17 protein-coding genes and 1 pseudogene are annotated in these 18,702 nt (G+C 43.3%); 10 read left to right on the top strand and 8 right to left on the bottom strand.

What is annotated here, in order from left to right:
- The first annotated feature begins 116 nt into the window (after positions 1-116).
- On the top strand, positions 117-1,964 hold the full coding sequence (locus tag M4S28_RS20640; RefSeq protein ID WP_249633695.1) for a M3 family metallopeptidase: 1,848 nt from the start codon (positions 117-119) through the stop codon (positions 1,962-1,964).
- Between the two features lie 93 nt (positions 1,965-2,057).
- On the opposite strand, the gene M4S28_RS20635 is transcribed toward M4S28_RS20640, so the two are convergent.
- The 3 genes and pseudogenes from M4S28_RS20635 to M4S28_RS20625 form a co-directional block, all read right to left on the bottom strand.
- Complete coding sequence (locus tag M4S28_RS20635; protein ID WP_004731791.1) at positions 2,058-2,369, bottom strand: hypothetical protein; 312 nt, start codon at positions 2,367-2,369, stop codon at positions 2,058-2,060.
- Positions 2,370-2,542: 173 nt separating this feature from the next.
- Positions 2,543-3,577, bottom strand: a complete 1,035-nt coding sequence (locus M4S28_RS20630; protein ID WP_249633694.1) for a porin — start codon at positions 3,575-3,577, stop codon at positions 2,543-2,545.
- A gap of 156 nt (positions 3,578-3,733) precedes the next feature.
- Positions 3,734-4,650, bottom strand: a pseudogene (locus M4S28_RS20625) (DUF3187 family protein).
- Between the two features lie 258 nt (positions 4,651-4,908).
- Here M4S28_RS20625 and M4S28_RS20620 point away from each other — a divergent pair.
- Entirely contained in the window at positions 4,909-5,703 is a 795-nt protein-coding gene (locus M4S28_RS20620) for a response regulator transcription factor (RefSeq protein WP_017077418.1), read from the top strand.
- Between the two features lie 39 nt (positions 5,704-5,742).
- Here M4S28_RS20620 and M4S28_RS20615 read toward each other — a convergent pair whose 3' ends face one another.
- Together M4S28_RS20615 and M4S28_RS20610 are read right to left on the bottom strand one after the other, a co-directional pair.
- Positions 5,743-6,576, bottom strand: a complete 834-nt coding sequence (locus M4S28_RS20615; RefSeq protein WP_249633693.1) for a regulatory protein RecX — start codon at positions 6,574-6,576, stop codon at positions 5,743-5,745.
- Between the two features lie 234 nt (positions 6,577-6,810).
- Positions 6,811-8,415: a mechanosensitive ion channel family protein gene (locus tag M4S28_RS20610; RefSeq protein ID WP_017081928.1), complete on the bottom strand. Its 1,605-nt coding sequence runs from the start codon at positions 8,413-8,415 to the stop codon at positions 6,811-6,813.
- 253 nt (positions 8,416-8,668) lie between these two features.
- Between M4S28_RS20610 and M4S28_RS20605 the strand changes: the two genes are divergently transcribed.
- From M4S28_RS20605 to M4S28_RS20585, 5 genes are all read left to right on the top strand, one after another.
- Positions 8,669-8,917, top strand: coding sequence for a hypothetical protein (locus M4S28_RS20605; protein WP_004731805.1), 249 nt, complete (start codon positions 8,669-8,671; stop codon positions 8,915-8,917).
- 333 nt (positions 8,918-9,250) lie between these two features.
- Positions 9,251-9,727, top strand: coding sequence for a hypothetical protein (locus M4S28_RS20600; protein ID WP_065207018.1), 477 nt, complete (start codon positions 9,251-9,253; stop codon positions 9,725-9,727).
- A 95-nt stretch (positions 9,728-9,822) separates the two neighbouring features.
- Positions 9,823-11,886, top strand: a complete 2,064-nt coding sequence (locus M4S28_RS20595) for a protein-disulfide reductase DsbD family protein (RefSeq protein WP_249633750.1) — start codon at positions 9,823-9,825, stop codon at positions 11,884-11,886.
- A gap of 3 nt (positions 11,887-11,889) precedes the next feature.
- Positions 11,890-12,459 carry a protein disulfide oxidoreductase gene (locus M4S28_RS20590; RefSeq protein WP_249633692.1) on the top strand — a complete coding sequence of 190 codons (570 nt, stop codon included), beginning with the start codon at positions 11,890-11,892 and terminating at the stop codon, positions 12,457-12,459.
- A gap of 127 nt (positions 12,460-12,586) precedes the next feature.
- On the top strand, positions 12,587-13,306 hold the full coding sequence (locus tag M4S28_RS20585; protein WP_249633691.1) for a DsbA family protein: 720 nt from the start codon (positions 12,587-12,589) through the stop codon (positions 13,304-13,306).
- 259 nt (positions 13,307-13,565) lie between these two features.
- Here M4S28_RS20585 and M4S28_RS20580 read toward each other — a convergent pair whose 3' ends face one another.
- Positions 13,566-14,579, bottom strand: a complete 1,014-nt coding sequence (locus M4S28_RS20580; RefSeq protein WP_249633690.1) for a succinylglutamate desuccinylase/aspartoacylase family protein — start codon at positions 14,577-14,579, stop codon at positions 13,566-13,568.
- A 376-nt stretch (positions 14,580-14,955) separates the two neighbouring features.
- Here M4S28_RS20580 and M4S28_RS20575 point away from each other — a divergent pair, with 376 nt between their 5' ends.
- From M4S28_RS20575 to M4S28_RS20565, 3 genes are all read left to right on the top strand, one after another.
- Positions 14,956-15,954, top strand: a complete 999-nt coding sequence (locus M4S28_RS20575) for a porin (RefSeq protein WP_004731820.1) — start codon at positions 14,956-14,958, stop codon at positions 15,952-15,954.
- Positions 15,955-16,107: 153 nt separating this feature from the next.
- Positions 16,108-16,998, top strand: a complete 891-nt coding sequence (locus M4S28_RS20570; protein ID WP_017089881.1) for a DMT family transporter — start codon at positions 16,108-16,110, stop codon at positions 16,996-16,998.
- Positions 16,999-17,066: 68 nt separating this feature from the next.
- Complete coding sequence (locus M4S28_RS20565) at positions 17,067-17,684, top strand: glutaredoxin domain-containing protein (protein ID WP_249633689.1); 618 nt, start codon at positions 17,067-17,069, stop codon at positions 17,682-17,684.
- 157 nt (positions 17,685-17,841) lie between these two features.
- Here the strand turns inward: M4S28_RS20565 and M4S28_RS26475 are convergent, their stop codons facing one another.
- Positions 17,842-17,976: a hypothetical protein gene (locus tag M4S28_RS26475; protein ID WP_004731825.1), complete on the bottom strand. Its 135-nt coding sequence runs from the start codon at positions 17,974-17,976 to the stop codon at positions 17,842-17,844.
- A gap of 358 nt (positions 17,977-18,334) precedes the next feature.
- Complete coding sequence (locus M4S28_RS20560) at positions 18,335-18,685, bottom strand: hypothetical protein (RefSeq protein WP_004731829.1); 351 nt, start codon at positions 18,683-18,685, stop codon at positions 18,335-18,337.
- Positions 18,686-18,702 lie beyond the last annotated feature (17 nt).

The raw sequence follows: 18,702 nt of genomic DNA, 5'->3' as shown, positions 1-18,702 counted from the left end.
CGCTGTAAAGTAAACCGATAGGTTGTGACTTGCATTCAGTTATATCTATCGTCACAAAATACATTCAATGAATGTGTCATAATGTTGAAATTACTGGTTAATTTTCAAGGAATGTCATGACTGCAACGAACTATCTCAACCAATTGAATCAAAAGTATCTTGCGACTCATAAAGCGAAAGAAGACTTCTTTTGGGATACATATATGGGGATCAGTGACGACCACGATGGTTCGACACTCGCGCAGACTCAGTGGACTGAATTTCTAAGCTCTGCCGAACAGATTGCTGCTATCGAAACTCAACTAGCTGCTATCGATAAAATTCAAGATCCCCTAGAAAAAGAGAGTACACTGACAGGCTTGAATGGTTGGTTAGCGACCTTTAGATCTCACGCTATTGAGTCTGAACAGTCACAGAAGCTTAAAGCCGAACTCATAAAGTTTGAGGCTGAACTGTTTGAGAAAAAACAAAACCATGTGATGACTTACGTAAATGAAACAGGCGACGAAACAGAAGGGTCGCTGCCCGTTTTAGGTTCAGCCGTTAGAAGTAATGGTAATGAACAAGTTAGGCTTTCTGCACATCAAGCACTATTAGATTTAGAACAGTGGCTGCTGGCTAACGGCTTCATTGAACTGATCAAAAAACGTAACCAATTTGCTCAATCACTGGGTTTTAAAACCTTCTTTGATTACTCGGTGGTTAAAACCGAACAGATGACGACAGAGCAGCTGTTTACGATTCTTGACGACTTCGAAGCACGTACACGCGATAGCCATCAGCAAAGTCTAACCAATTTGGCTGAGCAGAAAGGCGAGAATGCACTGCAAGCCCATAACTTTACCTACTCTTTTGCAGGTGACGTTATGAATGATCTTGATCCTTATGTTCCATTCTCAAAGTCACTTCGACGCTGGATCGAATCTTTTGGTCGCCTAAACATCGAATACTCTCAAGCGACATTAAAATTGGATCTGCTTGATCGCAAAGGTAAGTACCCTAATGGCTTCTGCCATAGCCCTATCCCTTCTTTCTACGATCAAGACACTTGGGTAGCTGCTCAAGTTAACTTCACGAGCAACGCAAAGCCCGATCAAGTTGGCAGCGGCTATGATGGCATCAATACACTATTTCACGAGGGTGGTCATGCAGCACATTTTGCTAACGTAAAAATGAACGCACCGTGTTTCTCTCAAGAGTTTGCACCAACCTCAATGGCTTATGCCGAAACGCAATCCATGTTCTGTGACAGCTTGTTGAATGACGCCGATTGGCTCAAACAATACGCGCTTAATGCAGATGGCCAAGCAGTACCTGACGAGTTAATCAAAGCAATCATCGATAACAAACAACCCTTCAGAGCTTATCAAGAACGCAGCATTTTAGTGGTTCCGTATTTCGAGCGAGCACTTTACGAATTGGCGGATGAAGATCTGACACCGGAAAAGATCACTGCTCTTGCTCGTGGCAGTGAGAAAACGATTCTTGGATTGGCTTGCAGCCCTCGCCCATTAATGGCGATCCCGCATCTATTGTCGGATGAAGCCTCTTGCGCGTATCAAGGTTACCTGCTGGCTCATATGGCGGTGTATCAAACTCGTGCGTATTTCACCGATAGGTTTGGCTACTTAACGGATAACCCAGAGATCGGCCCTTTGTTAGCTAAGCACTATTGGCACCAAGGAAACAGCGTAAATCATAATGGGACAATCGAAAGCCTGACTGGGGAAGGTTTTAATGCCAAACACCTCGCTGACGAGTGTAACTTATCGCCAGAGGAAGCTTGGGCGATTGAGGAGCAAAAAATCAAACAACTGTCGACAAGAGAACGTGCACCAGTCTCTGATTTGAATGCGAAGATATCGATCGTTGATGGGGCCACCGAGTTGGCGAATAATGACAAATCAAACCATCAGATGTGTGATGAGTTTGAACACTTTATCGTTGGGCAATACGGCCGATAGCGGGTGCTGAGCATCTGTAACCAAGGTTAAACCAAAAAACTCAAACGAAAAAAGGACGATAATTTATCGTCCTTTTTATATTCAGCGTTGGATCTATGCCGTGACACATGTCGAGCGAGTTTCAGTATCAAACTCAACATCAACAGAATCAGCACTTCGCAATGATTTTCGATGAATACCAAATACTTGCCCCGTCAAAACAATATAAAACTTCTCTGTTTTGAGTAGATTCCAAGCTTCATCAAGAGATTCAGCATAAACCTTGTTCTTGAGATCTTGTGGGCGGGTACCTGCGACTCTTCCATGTTTACGCGCCAATTCAAATAGTCCATTACGATTCGGTTTACACGTAAACAGGGTATCATTTCCATAAATAACACCCTGGGCTGTAATGCTTTTAATCATTACATTTCTCCAGATAATAATTCCACTCGTAGCACTTGAGTGACAAACCACATATCAATCTGTGGATGCTTACACTGCAAAAAGAAGAGAACATGGTGTAACGACCGGGCAAGCTATTACACCATTACCATCAAATGTCTTAGAAGCTCTTAAACTCTGAAGAGTTCAAGTTCTTAGAAGTAGTAGTAAGCTGCTGCGAATACGTGTGTTTCTTCGTCGTATTGCGCACTAGTTTTGCCCACACGGTAACCGTCTAAGTCTTGCTTGATATCAATACCCATGTCAGCGTTGTCTGCAATACGGTACATTGCCGCGATGTTGATGTAAGAAGCATCTACATCTGCTTGGCCATCAAGTTCATTGTTGCTAGATGCATAACCCGCTGCGATTGTTAGGTCTTCAGAAACCGTGTAACCACCTGAAACGTAGTAGCCTGTGTTCTTAGCAGAATCACTCTCTTCAATCCAAGAGTTCATACCTAGTTTAAGAGCACCAACCTTCACGTTACCTGTCACTGTGTAAACTTCGTAATCAGCATCGTCATCACGAGCTTCATAACCTGCGTATAGGTTGAATACCTCTTGCTCTAAACCGATGTAACCGTTAATGCCTTTATCCGCATCATTATGATCATCACCAGTTTCAAAGTAAGAAATACCGTAAGCGATACCGTTTGTTGCGCCTTGGAATTTAACAACATTGAAGCCGTCAGAAGCATCACCAGCTGAAGCACCAAACTCGTAAGTGTTATCGCCAGCGCCATCCACTTTGTCTAGTGCTGTGTCGTTTTCCCAACCGAATGAAGCAATACCGTAGCCAGTATCGAAACCTAACCATGCTTTGTCTACGTCTGTTGCTGGACCAGTATCGATACCGTTTGTCCAACCAGCTGTTGCTGCGTCGTTCGCAGATACGTTGTTGTCTGTCGTGTAGTTCACCATCAAGTCAGTTTCGAAATAACCAACAATACGGTTGTTACGGTAGTTTACGGCAAGAGTAAGACCCGTAGCCCAGTCATCGTAGAACGCTTTAGAGCCAGTGTCGTAGTAACCACCAACACCGAAAGAGCCTGATACTGAGAATTGATCTTTGTGCATTGAATCGAATGCAAACATGTCTTCGTTTTGGCTGTTTTGGCTGCTTGTGCTTACAGCGAAAGCTGAACTTGAAATGCTCGCAATCGCAAGTGCTACTAATGTCTTTTTCATGATAACCACTACCTATATATTGATTCGGCCTTGTTAGTCCGGCCTTTTGGAGTGGCGCTATTGTTCAAAAAAACAGGTTATTGATATACCGTAAATTTACTGAAAATTTTATAGCTTTGGTGAATTTCATGAAATAAGAATATATTAATGTGTCGTTTATATTGAAAAACGTAATCCGAGTGTAAAGCCGATATCGGTGCTGTTATCCATATTACGGATGTTCTCAATCATCAGCGCTTCGACTACGAGTTGATTTAAGCGGTAGCGATAACCCAAAACGACCTCGTTAGAAGGTTCAGAAAAGTCCGGGTCATTGCTCGCCCAACCTTGATAGTTGAGAGACTCAATCAATAAGCTATGGCGTTGATTCAACCGATACTCATACCCAATCGCCCAACTTGCGCTGAAATTTTCAAGACTAACGACATACACATCGCTATCTCGATGTACAAGACCAATGGTTGAAAAAACGCTGTGCCTAGGGGTGATATAGCTGTAGTTAAGCTGAACACCTTGCTCAAAACTGGTTCTCGCAAACTGCCCACTTCTTACATTGTTGTAAAACAAAGAGCCACCAGCCGAGAGCGACATTGGCCCTCTAGAATACAGTAGAAGTTCATTGTAGAACGTCAGAGCGTTGGTTAAGTCATCCCCCTCAAAATCAGACATATAGATACCTGCACTGTGAAAACCCATGGTGAACTGATCTTCCGCCACTTGATCGCGACCATTCTGGCCAATACGAAACAGGTCATGAAACCCCATAACAAAACTGTCTAAACCATTATCTTTTGCAGTCACAACTCGGTAATCCAGCTCCGTTTTCCAGACAGGTGAAGCTTGCCACTCAATCGCAATATTGGATTGATTTTGATAATAGTCGAGAGCATACGCACTCGTGTGTGCCCAAATACTGGCCTGAGTATAAGAAGACTTGAACTCAATGGCCCCCACTCGGTTAGGTTGAGCAGAGCGAAGTTGTGTTGAAAGTACATTGGATGAATGGGTGACTGAGCATACACAAACATTGGAGAATTATTTGCGTGTGTAGTCGGATGAAAAAAGCTCAACATCGAGACTGAAATAGGCAGTAACGTCCTTAAACTTATCACAGTGTTTACTCGGTTATAGAAATGCCCGATCTTATTAAAAAACACCGTTCAATTAATGCAGTAAATGTACTGCTTATCATTCGACAATCTAGAACTAAGAGTTATAAAAAACTTAAAAATAGAACCTATGATATATATAAGAATCTTATCTTGCACTGAGCCACTCGAACGAATATCTTCTGAGTATTGACCTAATGAATGTATCGAGAAAGGAAAAACGTGTCTGCTTTAAGCCTAAGTTTTGAACAGCTATTAATGAAACAATCAACCTCTCTTATTAATAGCGATCCTAAAAACTTTCAAACAACGTGGTCAGAAGCAAGCTTTGACGTACTCGATTGGTTCGGGATTGATCGTTTAACGCTATACCCGAATTCAATGGTCTTACTTGAAGACGGGAAAACTTGTTCAGTATCCAAAGCAAACATACCTCCTGTCGATAAGAAAAGTTTGGTTGGCGGTAACTACCTTGATTACCTAAAGCTATTGAAAACCAATGAAACATATCTCACCTTTACCAGTGACGAACTCGTTTCAACCAAAAACTATGTGTTAAAGAAGATCTATAAAGAAGGGGGAAGATGGCACTGCATCATTCCTTTGCAGCTGTTTAACCAACGCTGGGGAGCATTATCTTTCACTAACTTTCACGACAACGAAACCACCTTTGACCTCGAAGACATCCAGCGCTTAAAGTTAGTCTGTGAACTTTGGCTCTGTTATTGGCAGCACTCAACGCTAGCGAGGACACTAAAGCAAAATGAGAATCGGCTAGCAGATGATAGTGAGAAGCTATTATTACTCACCAAAAAACAAACCAAGGTTTTGGCTCTCATTGCTCAAGGGTTTAGTGCAAAAGAGTGTGCAGAACAGCTCCACCTTAGCTCTCGAACGATAGAATCGCATAAATACAGAATGCTTGGATTGCTCGATTTAAACAGCCACAATGACCTGATTCAATTCGCCTTACGCAATGGCCTAGGTCTTACAGAAAACCTACACACGACACGTTAAAGCAAGGCTATGTACACTCTTTACGCATAATGTTGGTTGTTATTCGTTGCCTTCACTCAGAGCAAATTTGATTTCATCCGACGAAAAGCCTTTTCGACTTAACATTGCGTAAGCCTTTGAGCGTTCTTTGTGATCGTTGAGGTCATATGATTTCTTCTGCAGCTGTTCCAAACAAGATGAATAGAAATCCAGTTGCTCCTCATTAATTAATCGGTCGACCAACGACGACAGCTCGCTGGTGTCGATTTGTCGCTGTCTGAGCTCTTGCTGAATGGCGGTTAGGCCCTTGCCTTTACGAGCATACTTAAGCACCTCTTTTTCCAAATCAGCTTTCTCTGCCTTAATTTGAATATTACTTTTCAGTTCATGCGACTGCGTGTGCTGGTCAATCGCTACCTTCACCTGCTGGTAGCTAAAACCACGCTTTTGCAGGGTCGCGACAAGCTTTTCACGGCTCATGGTAAAACTTGTATAGTAATGGTTGATACGGTCTATCAAGATGGTTTGCTCATCAATAGACTTTTCGAAGGACACTTTATGGATTGCATCAGAAATCACTGAATCGGTCAGGCCTTTCTTCTTCAATTTTTCGACAATATATCGAGAACCGAATTCACCAGAAAAAGCTTGTTCCACGAATTGTTCTGCAAACACTTGGTCAGACTTGAGATACCCGAAGCCTTTCAGTGTCCCTAGAGTTTCATCGATCCATGCTTGATTGTCGGTTTTCACTTTGAGCTTCGCAACCAACTCGCTTTCCGTCATATCTCTCTGGGTTAGGTGCCACATCGCAGAGTTCATGACGCTTTCAATTCGTGTTGCTTTTCTTACCGTTGTATTTCTACTATTCGTTTTTTGCTGTGAATCATCCATTCGCTTTCAACTGTCCAAACTAAGCCTACCCCATCATAACGTAATTCTAAGGCGGTTGAGTGACATAAAAGAATGAAGCTCAATATAAACGGAAGCCAATAAAAATGGACGCTTATTCAGCGTCCATTTGATATCACATTAAGAATGATGGCTCTAAGCCATGCTTAGCTTTTTCGTATTAGCTTTTTTCGTAATAGCTCTATTCGAAATTACTTCTCGTACTAGCTCTTTCGCTTAGCTCTCTTCGTGATTGTAAATATGCACATCTCGTTGAGGGAATGGGATCGTGATACCTTCTTCATCGAAGCGTTTCTTCACGGTTTCCGTCACATCCCAATACACATCCCAATAGTCATCGGTCTTAACCCAAGGTCTGACGACAAAATCAACAGAAGACGTATTTAAGGTATGAAGCTTGATCATATGCTCCGGTTTTTTCAGTACTAGAGGGTGCGCAAGAATGATGTCGTTCAATACCGCTTTCGCTTTATCGATATCATCTGAGTAACCAATGCCGAAGACCATATCAACACGTCTCACACGTTCTGCAGTGATGTTGTTGATCACGTCACCCCAAATCTTGTTGTTCGGGATCACCAAGCGTTGGTTATCGATGGTTTGAATGGTCGTCGACACTAAGCTCATGTCTTTTACTGTGCCTTGAACGCCGGCCACTTTAACCATGTCGCCCACATCATAAGGACGATAGATCAAGATCATCAAACCTGACGCAAAGTTAGATAGTGTGTCTTGCAATGCGAAACCAATAATGACACCCGCAACACCGAAACCGGTTAATAGTGGCGCTAGCTCAATCCCAATTTGAGACAGAGCGATAAGCAAACCAATAAACACGACCGCTTTAGATGCGATGGATACGAAGAACTCCTGCATCAATACGCTAAAGTCCATTTTAGAGTGCGAGACACTCTTACGAACGGTCTTACGAGCCACGTTAGCAATAAGGCGAGTTACGTATAAAATACCGAGAAACAGAGCGAGTTTAACGATAAATGAAGGCGTGTTGTCAAACGCCCATGAACTGAACGATCGAAGCCAGCTATCCAATAGATCCAGTGCAACATCGACATCCAACACATCGGCGTTAATGTCCCCAGTAGTCGCTAATAGAATGCGCTTGTACGAAGTGACATCCACACCAAACGGGGCCATCATAGAGATACTTGTCTCTAAGCTGGCAACCATTACACTGGTTCGTTCGCTGAAACGTATTAACTCTGTTTTTATTGTCGCCTTTTCGTCTTCACTAACAAAAGACAAGCGACGCTCTAGATCTTGACGCTGCGTGTCTGTATACAGGATCGCATTGGTCAGATATTGAGAACGAGAAACCAATGCGGTTTTTAACTGACTTTCCGCAGCCGATACATCAACGCCTCGACCTTTTGACCAACTTAAGGTTTTAGAAAGTTGCTGATAGTAATCATCCATCATTCCGATACGTTTTTGAATCAACAATTCAAGACGCTTTTTAGCATCACCTTCAGCGGAACGGTTGTCTTTGCTCATAGAGACAATTTTAACTTCGTTCAATGACAGTAAATGTTGTAAAAGATCTACCTGTTGGGCAAGAACAGCGTCTAAGCCTTCCTTCTTATCGGATGATAATTGGGAGGAAATCTCTTTACGTAGTGCTTGGTTCTTTCGTCTTAATATATCTTCTAGAAACGGCTTCTCAGCATCGTGCGCTGTTTCTAATGTTGTTAGGTCCAGCATTAGCTGGTCTTGTACTTCTGCTATTTTATCGACACTTTGTGCAAAACTCCCTGATGCAACAAACGCCAACATTAAAAATAGACAACGCCAAACCTTTATCATGTTAATTCCTATGAATGTCTAAATTGACCCCTTAAATAGTAGTAAAAAGAATATGGATAACAAGCATTTAAACGTATGTTGTGTTAAAAATTCGCAAAATATCAGTACGTATCTAATATTTGAGAGTTCCAATCCCCTCTTATGACCTGTAAAGTACGCACCCAACAAAGAACAACGAGCAATGTCATCACTTAGGCGCATGCACTAAAGCACCTTTAATCCGATGTTGGCTCACAGTAAGAGAGCATAAAAAATGAACAACGAACTTGATATTATTGAGTCTCTGGAAGAGCTAGAAAAATTCCTAATTTCGGTTGAAGCTGGTGGTTTAGGCCTCGAAGGCGTTGAAGGCGTAGGCATGGCAACCAATAATTCAGATGGTCGTCACTTCGTTGCTGTATTCAACAGCAGTCACAAAGTTCTGCTCGCTCGCTGGATCACCAAAGAAGTTTTCGAAAATGGCAAAGACTTGGTACGTAATGGCCCTCGCCGTACTCACTAAGCCTTTCCAATAGAACCAACGATTAAGCCCAATAAGTTCCTCTAAGATCTGTTGGGCTTTTTGTATCTCCTCATCGTGAATAAACAAATCGATACAGAATAAATTAGTTATAATTGCCGGTTGTTGTGAACTTTAACCAGAGCCCAATGTCGTATTCGCGTGAGTTGATGTTTATACGTCTTTTATCGTGTATATGCCGTTTCCCGCGTTTATACATAGTTTCACTTTAACAATTTTATGACTTGTGGCGCGAAGAGAACTTATCTAAGCTAGCCATAATTCAATGAGCTCGCTTTTGCTATTAACTATTAACTGATTTGATTACTGACTAATTTGCTGAACACATCGCTACTTTTCTTACCCACACAGAATCGCCAACAAAAGCAATCGCTTTGGGCGCTTCTCCTTACCGGACTGGTTATCATAACTTGCCTGGCGAGTACGCTGTCTGCAAATAAAGTAACGGCTTCAGCTTCTTTAGTTGGACAATCAATATTTGTCGGCGCAGAAACCAGCAACCCACATGCTGTCATCGCATCTTTAGATAAAATGTCTGAGCTTTATGCCAGCGTTTTTGGTTCAGAAGCATCTAAAGCTCTGACAACACCAAATTCAAGTTCATGCAGCCTGAGTTCGAAAATGCTGACCTTTGCCGCCCCGAAAACTGGCTGGCTGATCCCGTTCGTACTTATTATTGCTGTTGCATTTAACTTACCTCCTCACATCTCGAGATTATCTAGAGACAATCATCGCTCTGCTCGACCTACAAAACACCGCTTACACCTAAAGCACTGTATATTTAGAGAGTAAATAACCGGGCTATTCCACCCTTTTATTTATTTTTTGGAGATACATTTGTGTACAACACACTACTAACTAAGTTTGTCGATTCGTTGGCATTCTGCATGCGCACATGCGCAAAAGCTTTCGTCACTGCAATCTTAGTCATGACGTCATTTACCGCCCTGGCTCAAACCACGGGCTGGATAAGCGTGCCTGAGCATCCACCAGTTAAGATGCGAATGATGTCGACGGGTGAACAGTCGGATAACGGCGGTACCGTTCAAACTGTATTGGACGTTACACTCGACGGTGACTGGAAAACCTATTGGCGCAGCCCAGGTGAAGGTGGCATTCCGCCAAGCTGGGATTGGTCTGATTCAACTAATATAGAGTCTGTAGATTGGCATTGGCCGATCCCTAAATACTACGAACAACTTGACGTAATGACGCTGGGCTACAAAAAGCACGTAAGCTTTCCTGTCACCCTAACGTTGAAAGACAAAACGCAACCTGCTGTATTTAGGGCTTCTCTCTCGTTCCCGTCGTGCACCAATATTTGTGTTTTGACTGACTATGACATCGAACTCCCTATCGACACGCAGCAATTGCAGTTCGATGAAGAAGCGATGTTCTTGTTCAACCAAGGCATGAGCCAATCTCCAAGAGAAGCGAACCGGACTTCAGTGAACGGTCTATTTTGGGACAAAAGCAAGCAACAACTGGTCACTCAACTAACCAGTAACGAAGGCTGGGATAAGCCGATGGTGTTGATCGATGGCAAAGAAGTCATCGATGATTTCTTTGCTCAACCAACCGTCCACATCACCGGCAATACGATGACCGCGGTATTTGACGTCAGCAACTGGATAGGCGAAGTCGACTTAACGGATCGCACCGTTAGTGTCACCGTTTCAGACACTAATTTTGCCGAAGAGATGACCGCGCAAGTTGGGTCAGAGCCGATAGCTTACCAAACAAGCAACAACAGTTTTCTAGTCATGCTTGGCTTTGCGTTAGTAGGCGGTTTAATCCTCAACATCATGCCGTGTGTGCTGCCTGTATTAGGAATGAAGCTAAACAGCATCATCCAAAACCAAGGCGCATCTAATAGTCATATCCGACTCTCATTCTTAGCTTCTGCGTCAGGTGTCATTACATCATTTGCACTCCTAGCCCTTGGCATGACCGTTCTAAAAATGGGTGGCAATGCGATTGGTTGGGGAATCCAGTTCCAAAATGTTTGGTTCATCGGGTTCATGCTGATCATCACTTTGCTGTTCTCGATTAATCTACTTGGATTATTCGAATTCAGACTACCATCAGGTTTAAACACTTGGATGGCAACCAAAGGCGATGACTCACATTCAGGCCACTTTATTCAAGGCATGTTTGCGACGCTGTTGGCAACGCCGTGTAGTGCTCCGTTCTTAGGAACCGCAGTTGCTTATGCACTTGGGGCAAGCTACCAAGAGTTGTGGGCTATCTTTATCGCACTCGGCATCGGTATGAGTGCACCTTGGTTGATTTTCGCGCTGTTCCCGAGTCTTACAAAACTGCTTCCAAAACCTGGGGCATGGATGTTCAGAGTTAAGCTGGTATTTGGCTTAATGATGTTCATTACCAGTCTATGGTTAACAAGCCTAATGAGCCCATTCATTGGTAAATTCCCGACGATCCTGTTGTCACTGTTTATCGTGATTACAGTATTGATTTGGATTGGCCGTAAGTTGGGCCGCAAGGTACTTATTCCTATTGTCGCAACCACAACCTTGGTGTTTGGTGCTGCATTGATCGTCGGTAGTGTCACCGCTGATAACTGGGCGACACCGATTGTTGACGATCTCGATTGGCAAAAGCTAGATGCAAAACAAATCCCTCAATTGGTTGAGCAAGGCAAAACGGTATTTGTCGATGTGACCGCTGAGTGGTGTATTACCTGTAAGGCCAACAAGATCGGCGTCATTCTCCAAGATCCTGTCTACAGCCACCTACAGCAAGAAGACATTGTTTTGATGAAAGGTGACTGGACAACACCAAGTGAAAGCGTCACTCAATACCTACAAAGTAATGGTCGATTTGGTGTGCCATTTAATATCGTCTACGGCCCAAGCTATAGAAGCGGTATTCCACTGCCTGTCATTCTCGACAGTGACACTGTCGTTCAAGCCATCGACGCTGCGAGATAATGGATGAAGACTCCCAACAATGAAGGTAAATCTAGCACGACTGAAGACAGCGCTGTAAAGGGTGAAACCAAAAAGCCAAGTCGTCTTAAGAAGTGGGGAAAGGAACTGGTTTCAATGATATTGATCGTTGGCGTGGTTTCATTTGCGATGGACTTTTATCACAGCAGAAGCATGCCTCAGGGCGACGCGATTCCAATTGTGGGTCAATCGCTCCAAGGCGAAGATATTGATGTTATCGAGCTAAGCAAAAATGGTAAGCCAGTCATTGTCTATTTTTGGGCGACTTGGTGTGGCGCCTGCAAATTTGTAAGCCCAACCGTCAATAGCTTCAGTGATTCCCATCAGGTGGTTTCGGTCGCTCTATCGTCTGGTCCAGACGAGCGTGTTCAGCGCTACTTAGAGGCGAAAGAGTATGACTTCCCTGTGATCAATGATCTTTCTGGATCTATCAGCAGAAGTTGGGGCGTTAATGTCACTCCAAGCATCGTCATCATCAAAGATGGAAAGATTAGCAGTATCGCAACAGGCATTACTTCCCCGATAGGGCTTTGGTTGAGAACCTACTTTGCCTAACTCGCTTACAAAGAAAAACAGAGCAAAGCAAGGTGAATAACTCGGATTAGCCCGTTTAACGAACAGAATTTCCGTGAGCGCGACCCAATGAGCGCTCACGATTATCAAGAATTAGAGAATAAATAGCATGAAAAAACATCTGATTAGTACACTGATTTTAGGCTCACTAATGAGCACCACTGCCTTCGCTAAGTTAAGCACAGAACAAACCCAGCAACTTGAAGAGATTAACCAATTTCTGAAAGAGAACCCTTCTACGATCTCTGGCTTGCATACCAGCCTAGAGCAGTACGTAGCAGGGCAAGAACAGTCGAAGAAAGCTCAAGCAGGAAGCCATGATTGGTTGTACAACAATGACGCTCACCCAATCACGGGCAATCCGGATGGCAAATCAGTCATCGTTAACTTTACTGACTACAACTGCCCTTACTGTAAGCGCTTGGAAAAAGGCTTGGTTCAATTAGCCTCTGAAAACAGCGACATTAAAGTGATCAACGTGTACTTATCGTTTAAGCAACAACAAGTTGCAGGGCTAGACACCAACGCGGCGCTATACGCGATGAAAGTATGGAAAGATAACCCAGCAGCATTCCCTGAAGTTGATAGATTGCTGATGGCGAAAAGCGGTATTCACTCGAAAAGCTCACTAGAAGCCGTTGCCAAGAAGACGGGAACAGAGGCGGAACTAAAAACAACTCAAGAACAAAACCAGGTTCTAACCACTAACCATCAAACGTTCAGTGCACTCGGCTTAACGGGCACTCCAACCATGATGATGAACGGAAATGTTTTACCAGGATATGTGCCTTACGACCGACTTAAAGATATCGTGGATGACGCTTTTTAATCGTGCGTAGATAGAGATAAAGACTCGAAAAAGAAGTGAATAAAAGCCGACTCGCGCAACCCGAAGTCGGCTTTTTAATGAGCTTAAGATAATGTTTTCAATATTATTTTTGAAACAGAAAAGCAATCGAAGTGTCACTATCTTGCAATGGATTCTTAATTTACCCTCGCTACGCTAAAAGCAGTTCTGTCGATGAGTCAAAGACGTGTTAACTCAAGACAACTGTCCTTTGACCGAGCCTTGCTCGGTCTTTTTTTGCTTAACTCAGCAAGCGACAAACAAGCGCGCCCGGCTCCCTTAATGCATCCACGTTATAGCTGAGTACACGCCCAGAAGATGGTGCGTGGTAGCGGCGACATTCATTACCGAACGCATCATATTGGATAGCGAGCAGATCATCTTGTTCGACACTTTGCAAAAGCTCGACCCGAGGCAGCACAAAGCCACCTATGTCGGCGCGGATAGACACAACGTTGTTGCCTTCTATCCAGTCCATACTTGGCAGCTGATTTGCCTCAAACGGGTCTTCACCATCAAGCATCTCGTAGTAAGACAGCATATTAAAAACACCGTCCACGGCTCGTTGAATCATATCAGGCTGAGTAAACTTACCCATCCCCACTTCCACCGTAATACTCGGAATTCCACTTCGATTCCAAACCGTTTCAAGAATACCTGGATCGCCGGGATCATTGAGAACACAATCTGGTGTCATCAACCTTGCCATTTCAAGGCATTGTTCAATTCGGTAGTCAGCAAAAACATAAAGTGGGTAGACCGCGCCACGAGTTTGGGTATGCAGGTCAACGGCGAATGTCGCATTATGTTTGAGTAAGCGATCCCACAAAGACGCAACAAAGCGCTCTGCCGCTAAGCCATTCGCATCACCCGGAAAGAGTCGATTAAGGTTGGCAGGGCAAGAGCCCGGATCCGAAGAGATAAAATCGCGGCTGTGGTTAAGCAAACCCGACAAATTCACAGTAGGCACTATCGTTACCGTGCCTTTGAGAGTTTTACCGACTAAGTCTCTGATAATTTGCTGAGCAGCCAACACACCGTTGAGCTCATCACCGTGAATACCAGCGGTGATCATCAACTTAGGACCTGCTTGACTGCCTTTGAAAACAGAAACCGGCATGTTCTTGGGTTGCCCTAGCCCATCACTGGTGACTTGAAACCAAAACTGGTGCTCTCCAACGGGTAGGTCTTCAACATTCAAGGAGCCAATAACCTGCCTACCTTGTAAAACATCGCCTAAGTACTCTGTTTTCATCCAACGTCTCCATCTTGTTGAGCAAAATCTATTCTCTTCTAAGTTTTTGCATCATAGAGGATATCTTAATCAGTACAAACAGTTAATAAGATAAACAAGCTCTGACTTCCCCATAATACTCACTCATATCATCATCACTTCCCCTAAATAAAAGCTTGTGAAAGTCAGCACTCAAGAACAGATAAGTTATATAACCATTCACAAACCACTCAGTCTATTGAAATAAAAGTGCAATAAAATCAACACTTAAAAAGTTCCCTATTCACGAAAATGTAATTTTATAGAAATGAAAGCTTAATTTAGCTGCTCTAAATTAGCTTCATATCGAAACGGAGAGCACATTGCTCACGGATTTTAAAATACAAGGTAAGTGATTATGAAAAAGGCAGTTCTAGCTTCTGCAGTGGTAGCGGCACTAGTTTCAGGTTCATCTCTAGCAGCAACAGTTTACAGCTCTGATGGTACAGAACTCAAAATTGGCGGTCGCGCGGAATTCCGCGGTGATTTCATTGGTTCAGGCGGTAAAGAAATCGACGGAACCATGAAAAATAAAAGCCGTGTGCGTTTAAATGTTGGCGGTACTACTGAAATCACTAGCGATTTATCTGGTTTCGGTTTCTACGAAGCAGAACAAGGCGTAAATTCTTCAGCGGATAACGATGAAACTGATAACTTTAAACAACGCTATATGTACGCTGGCCTGGAAGGTAACTTTGGTGCTGTTTCGGTAGGTCGTCAAGATACAGCCGCTGCTCAAATCTCAGAAATGTCGGATGTTACTATCTACTCAGGTGATCAAAAAGCCTTCATTAACGCGGGCAACGAGCAGATTAACAACACATTCGTGTACGCTTACGATGCTGATGCTCTTTCGTTGAAGGCAAGTTTAATCGCTGGCGAAGATAAAGATACAGACGGTTACGGTATCTCTGGTATCTACACATTGCCTATGGGCTTAGGTTTTGGTCTTGGTTACTCAGGTAATGACAATGGTGCGGGTAATGGCTCTGCAACCGCTGTAATTGCTGGTATCAACTACAAAATGGATGCTCTATACCTAGGTGCAACCTACACAATGGGTGACCTAGACGACAAAGCTAAGACTGAGTTCTCTGGTGTAGAAGTTGCGGCCAAGTACAAACTAACCGATCAATTTGAATTGGCGGCTTTGTACCAAAAACAAGAAAAAGACGCGACACAGAACATCACTGTTGATACAGCTGATTTCTTCGAGCTAACGGGTACATACAAGTTCAACAAATCTATCCGTACTTACGTTGCTTACCAATTAAACAACCTAGACGATGTAAAAGTTGCGGGTCTAGAGACACAAAGCGAAGATTCTCTTCGTCTAGGTCTACGCTACGACTTCTAATCTAAATCGGCTTTAGATACAGACTAAAAGGTTGGGCAATAGCTCAACCTTTTTCATATTCAAATATTCTGACTGACTTCATCAATGCTTTTTCTGGTTAAGTGGTGCTAAATCCGTATCATAGGTGAACCACCTCAAATAATTAGAAGCATCATGTCACAACACCATCCGATCCAAGGCGCTAGCTGGATGCTAACCGCAGGCCTAGCCTTTGCCGTCATTAACAGCCTAACTCAAATCGCTAGCATTCATTTCGGACTTACTTCTACTACCGTTGCCGTCATTCAATACGCCATCGCGTTGTTCGCTATTCTTCCTTATCTGAAAACGCTGGGCATTCGCCGCGCGCTAAAAACCGACAACCTCAAGTTACATGTATTCCGTGTGTTTTTATCGGTGATTGGTATTCAACTTTGGATATGGGCGCTGGCTTACCCTGTTCCTATTTGGCAAGGCATTGCCCTTCTCATGACGTCGCCACTGTTTGCAACCATAGGTTCAGGGCTTTTCCTCAAAGAGAAAGTTGGAGCTGCTCGCTGGGGTGCGACCTTAGCAGGTTTCGTGGGTGCGATGGTGATTCTAGAGCCGTGGGCTGAAGACTTTAACTGGGCAACGCTACTACCGATTGGCGCCGCTTTCTTTTGGGCATGCTACTCACTCATGGTGAAAAAGCTCTCTTCACAAGACAGTCCTTCAACCATGGTGGTCTACCTTTTACTATTGATTACGCCATTTAACATCCTACTTGCTGCGCCAGATTGGCAGACTCCAAGCGGCGGTACGATTTGGGCTATCTTAATTGTCATCGGTGTTATGACGGCACTCGCTCAATGGGCAATTGTAAAAGCCTACTCAGTCGCTGATGCTTCATTCGTACAACCTTTTGACCACGCAAAATTACCGCTAAATGTCCTAGCAGGTTGGATTGTATTTAGCTGGGTTCCACCGGGCCGTTTATGGCTCGGGGCTGCTATTATTATTGCGTCAGTCGCATTTATAACGCACTGGGAAACGAAAAAGCCGTCAAAACTGAAGAAAGTTTAGGGTTAGTGAAATAAATAGTTCAACTGTCCGTTCTATATGGATAAGAGAATTCAAACGAGGCCGTAACCATGAAGAAACCAGTCAAGATTACACTATACCGTTGGGCAGGCAGCTGGGGTCCATTTAAAGTTAATATCCCATGTGGGGAATGTACCCTTACCAAAGACATTCTTAAGGATACTTTTGAGAATGAGTTATCAGATGTCGATGTCGAACTGGAAGTGAAAGATTGGTTGTCTCACTGGTGGGAGCCTCTAAAACTGGGCTCTTGGCATGCTCCAATCCTTGTTGTTGAAGGCAAGGTTGTAAGCCAAGGCGAAGCGCTTAACCGCGGTGTGTTAGTTCAATCCGTGATCAAAGAGTGGACCAAACGCGACAGCCTAAAAGGCAACATCGTTTATGGTAAAGCGACCTGCCCATTCTGCGTTAAGGCAAAGAAAATGCTTGATGAAGCGGGTGTTGAATACCAATACCACGATGTCGTAAAAGACAGCGCAGCTTTGTATCGCATGATTCCAGAGGTCAAAGCGCACATTGGTGAGAAAACACCAGTAACCGTTCCTCAGATCTGGCTCGATGGTAAATACATCGGTGGAGCAGACAACTTAGAAGTATGGATGAAAGAAAATGGTTTAGATACCATTCCAAATAACGTTGTCGACCTGTCCAACCAATCGGCAGGCTAAACTCACACAGAGTTACAAATCCGATCGTGAATTAATCAGTGTTTTTTTGTGTCCATCCACAACAAAACGAGCGATGACCTTCATTAATCGCTAAAACGAAAAAGGCCTTAAACTTCATCGAGTTTAAGGCCTTTTTAAATTCCGTTTTTGAAAATGCTTATTTCGCCATTTTCTTCATCATTCGCTTAAAGAATGATGCTTTTTTTGGCTTTGGCTTGCCATACAATGCTTCGTGCATCATGTTTTTTGCTACCATTTGACCAAGGTATGCGTGGCCTAGTTCGTAATTCATGCTTATCTCCGCACATAATCGATTTTCTTATGCGCGGATTCTACACTTAAAGCGGCCAAAAACAAGATCTAAATCACACTTTAGTGCAAGAATATCATTCTATTGCAACGTCCGTATTCTTGTCTCTGCGTAAATCAGCATTGTATCGTTATATCAATGAGTTAATGTTAAGTCCGTCTAACCTTGATTCACCATACCCATTTGCAATCCAAGACATTGGTTTAGACATTCATAAAAAAAGCAGCTCAAGAGAGCTGCTTTTTAAATACTTAGCTTAGAAACACTGACCTTAAAAAGGGCATTATTCGCTAATGCCTAATAGCGAGTAACTAGTAACTAATATCTAGAAACTAAAACACTAGCTACGCTTTGGCTGTCTGTAAGTTTTACCCGCAATTTGGTATGTATCTTTTTGCTTTAATTCAAACATAGTTTCAAAGAACCAAGCTGCAAATTTGATTAAGTCATCGCCTTCATTCATGACATGTTCGATGTACTCTTGCTCTTCGCCTTGTTCATTTTCTTGAAGCGTCACGTGGTAAATACGCTTTTCGCCTTCTACTTCAGCTAGCGCAAATTGACCTGTTAGTGATCCAGCAGCCTCAGCGACTTCTGTATCCTCATTGGATTTCAATAGCTCAAGCGCTTGAGGCAGGCCATCTAGTGCGCAGATAGCTTTTACCAGTACTTCAAATTCATTTTGCTGCATGTTTATTACCTATTAAA

The sequence above is a fragment of the Vibrio sp. J383 genome, assembly GCF_023503985.1.
Classification (GTDB): domain Bacteria; phylum Pseudomonadota; class Gammaproteobacteria; order Enterobacterales; family Vibrionaceae; genus Vibrio; species Vibrio splendidus.
This window is presented reverse-complemented; position numbering and strand designations above follow the sequence as displayed.

Coding starts and splice junctions, on each gene's coding strand:
- M4S28_RS20640 (WP_249633695.1), top strand. CDS start 117: ATGACTGCAACGAACTATCTCAACCAATTGAATCAAAAGTATCTTGCG.
- M4S28_RS20635 (WP_004731791.1), bottom strand. CDS start 2,369: ATGATTAAAAGCATTACAGCCCAGGGTGTTATTTATGGAAATGATACC.
- M4S28_RS20630 (WP_249633694.1), bottom strand. CDS start 3,577: ATGAAAAAGACATTAGTAGCACTTGCGATTGCGAGCATTTCAAGTTCA.
- M4S28_RS20615 (WP_249633693.1), bottom strand. CDS start 6,576: ATGGATGATTCACAGCAAAAAACGAATAGTAGAAATACAACGGTAAGA.
- M4S28_RS20610 (WP_017081928.1), bottom strand. CDS start 8,415: ATGATAAAGGTTTGGCGTTGTCTATTTTTAATGTTGGCGTTTGTTGCA.
- M4S28_RS20605 (WP_004731805.1), top strand. CDS start 8,669: ATGAACAACGAACTTGATATTATTGAGTCTCTGGAAGAGCTAGAAAAA.
- M4S28_RS20595 (WP_249633750.1), top strand. CDS start 9,823: ATGCGCACATGCGCAAAAGCTTTCGTCACTGCAATCTTAGTCATGACG.
- M4S28_RS20590 (WP_249633692.1), top strand. CDS start 11,890: ATGAAGACTCCCAACAATGAAGGTAAATCTAGCACGACTGAAGACAGC.
- M4S28_RS20585 (WP_249633691.1), top strand. CDS start 12,587: ATGAAAAAACATCTGATTAGTACACTGATTTTAGGCTCACTAATGAGC.
- M4S28_RS20580 (WP_249633690.1), bottom strand. CDS start 14,579: ATGAAAACAGAGTACTTAGGCGATGTTTTACAAGGTAGGCAGGTTATT.
- M4S28_RS20575 (WP_004731820.1), top strand. CDS start 14,956: ATGAAAAAGGCAGTTCTAGCTTCTGCAGTGGTAGCGGCACTAGTTTCA.
- M4S28_RS20570 (WP_017089881.1), top strand. CDS start 16,108: ATGTCACAACACCATCCGATCCAAGGCGCTAGCTGGATGCTAACCGCA.
- M4S28_RS20565 (WP_249633689.1), top strand. CDS start 17,067: ATGAAGAAACCAGTCAAGATTACACTATACCGTTGGGCAGGCAGCTGG.
- M4S28_RS26475 (WP_004731825.1), bottom strand. CDS start 17,976: ATGAATTACGAACTAGGCCACGCATACCTTGGTCAAATGGTAGCAAAA.
- M4S28_RS20560 (WP_004731829.1), bottom strand. CDS start 18,685: ATGCAGCAAAATGAATTTGAAGTACTGGTAAAAGCTATCTGCGCACTA.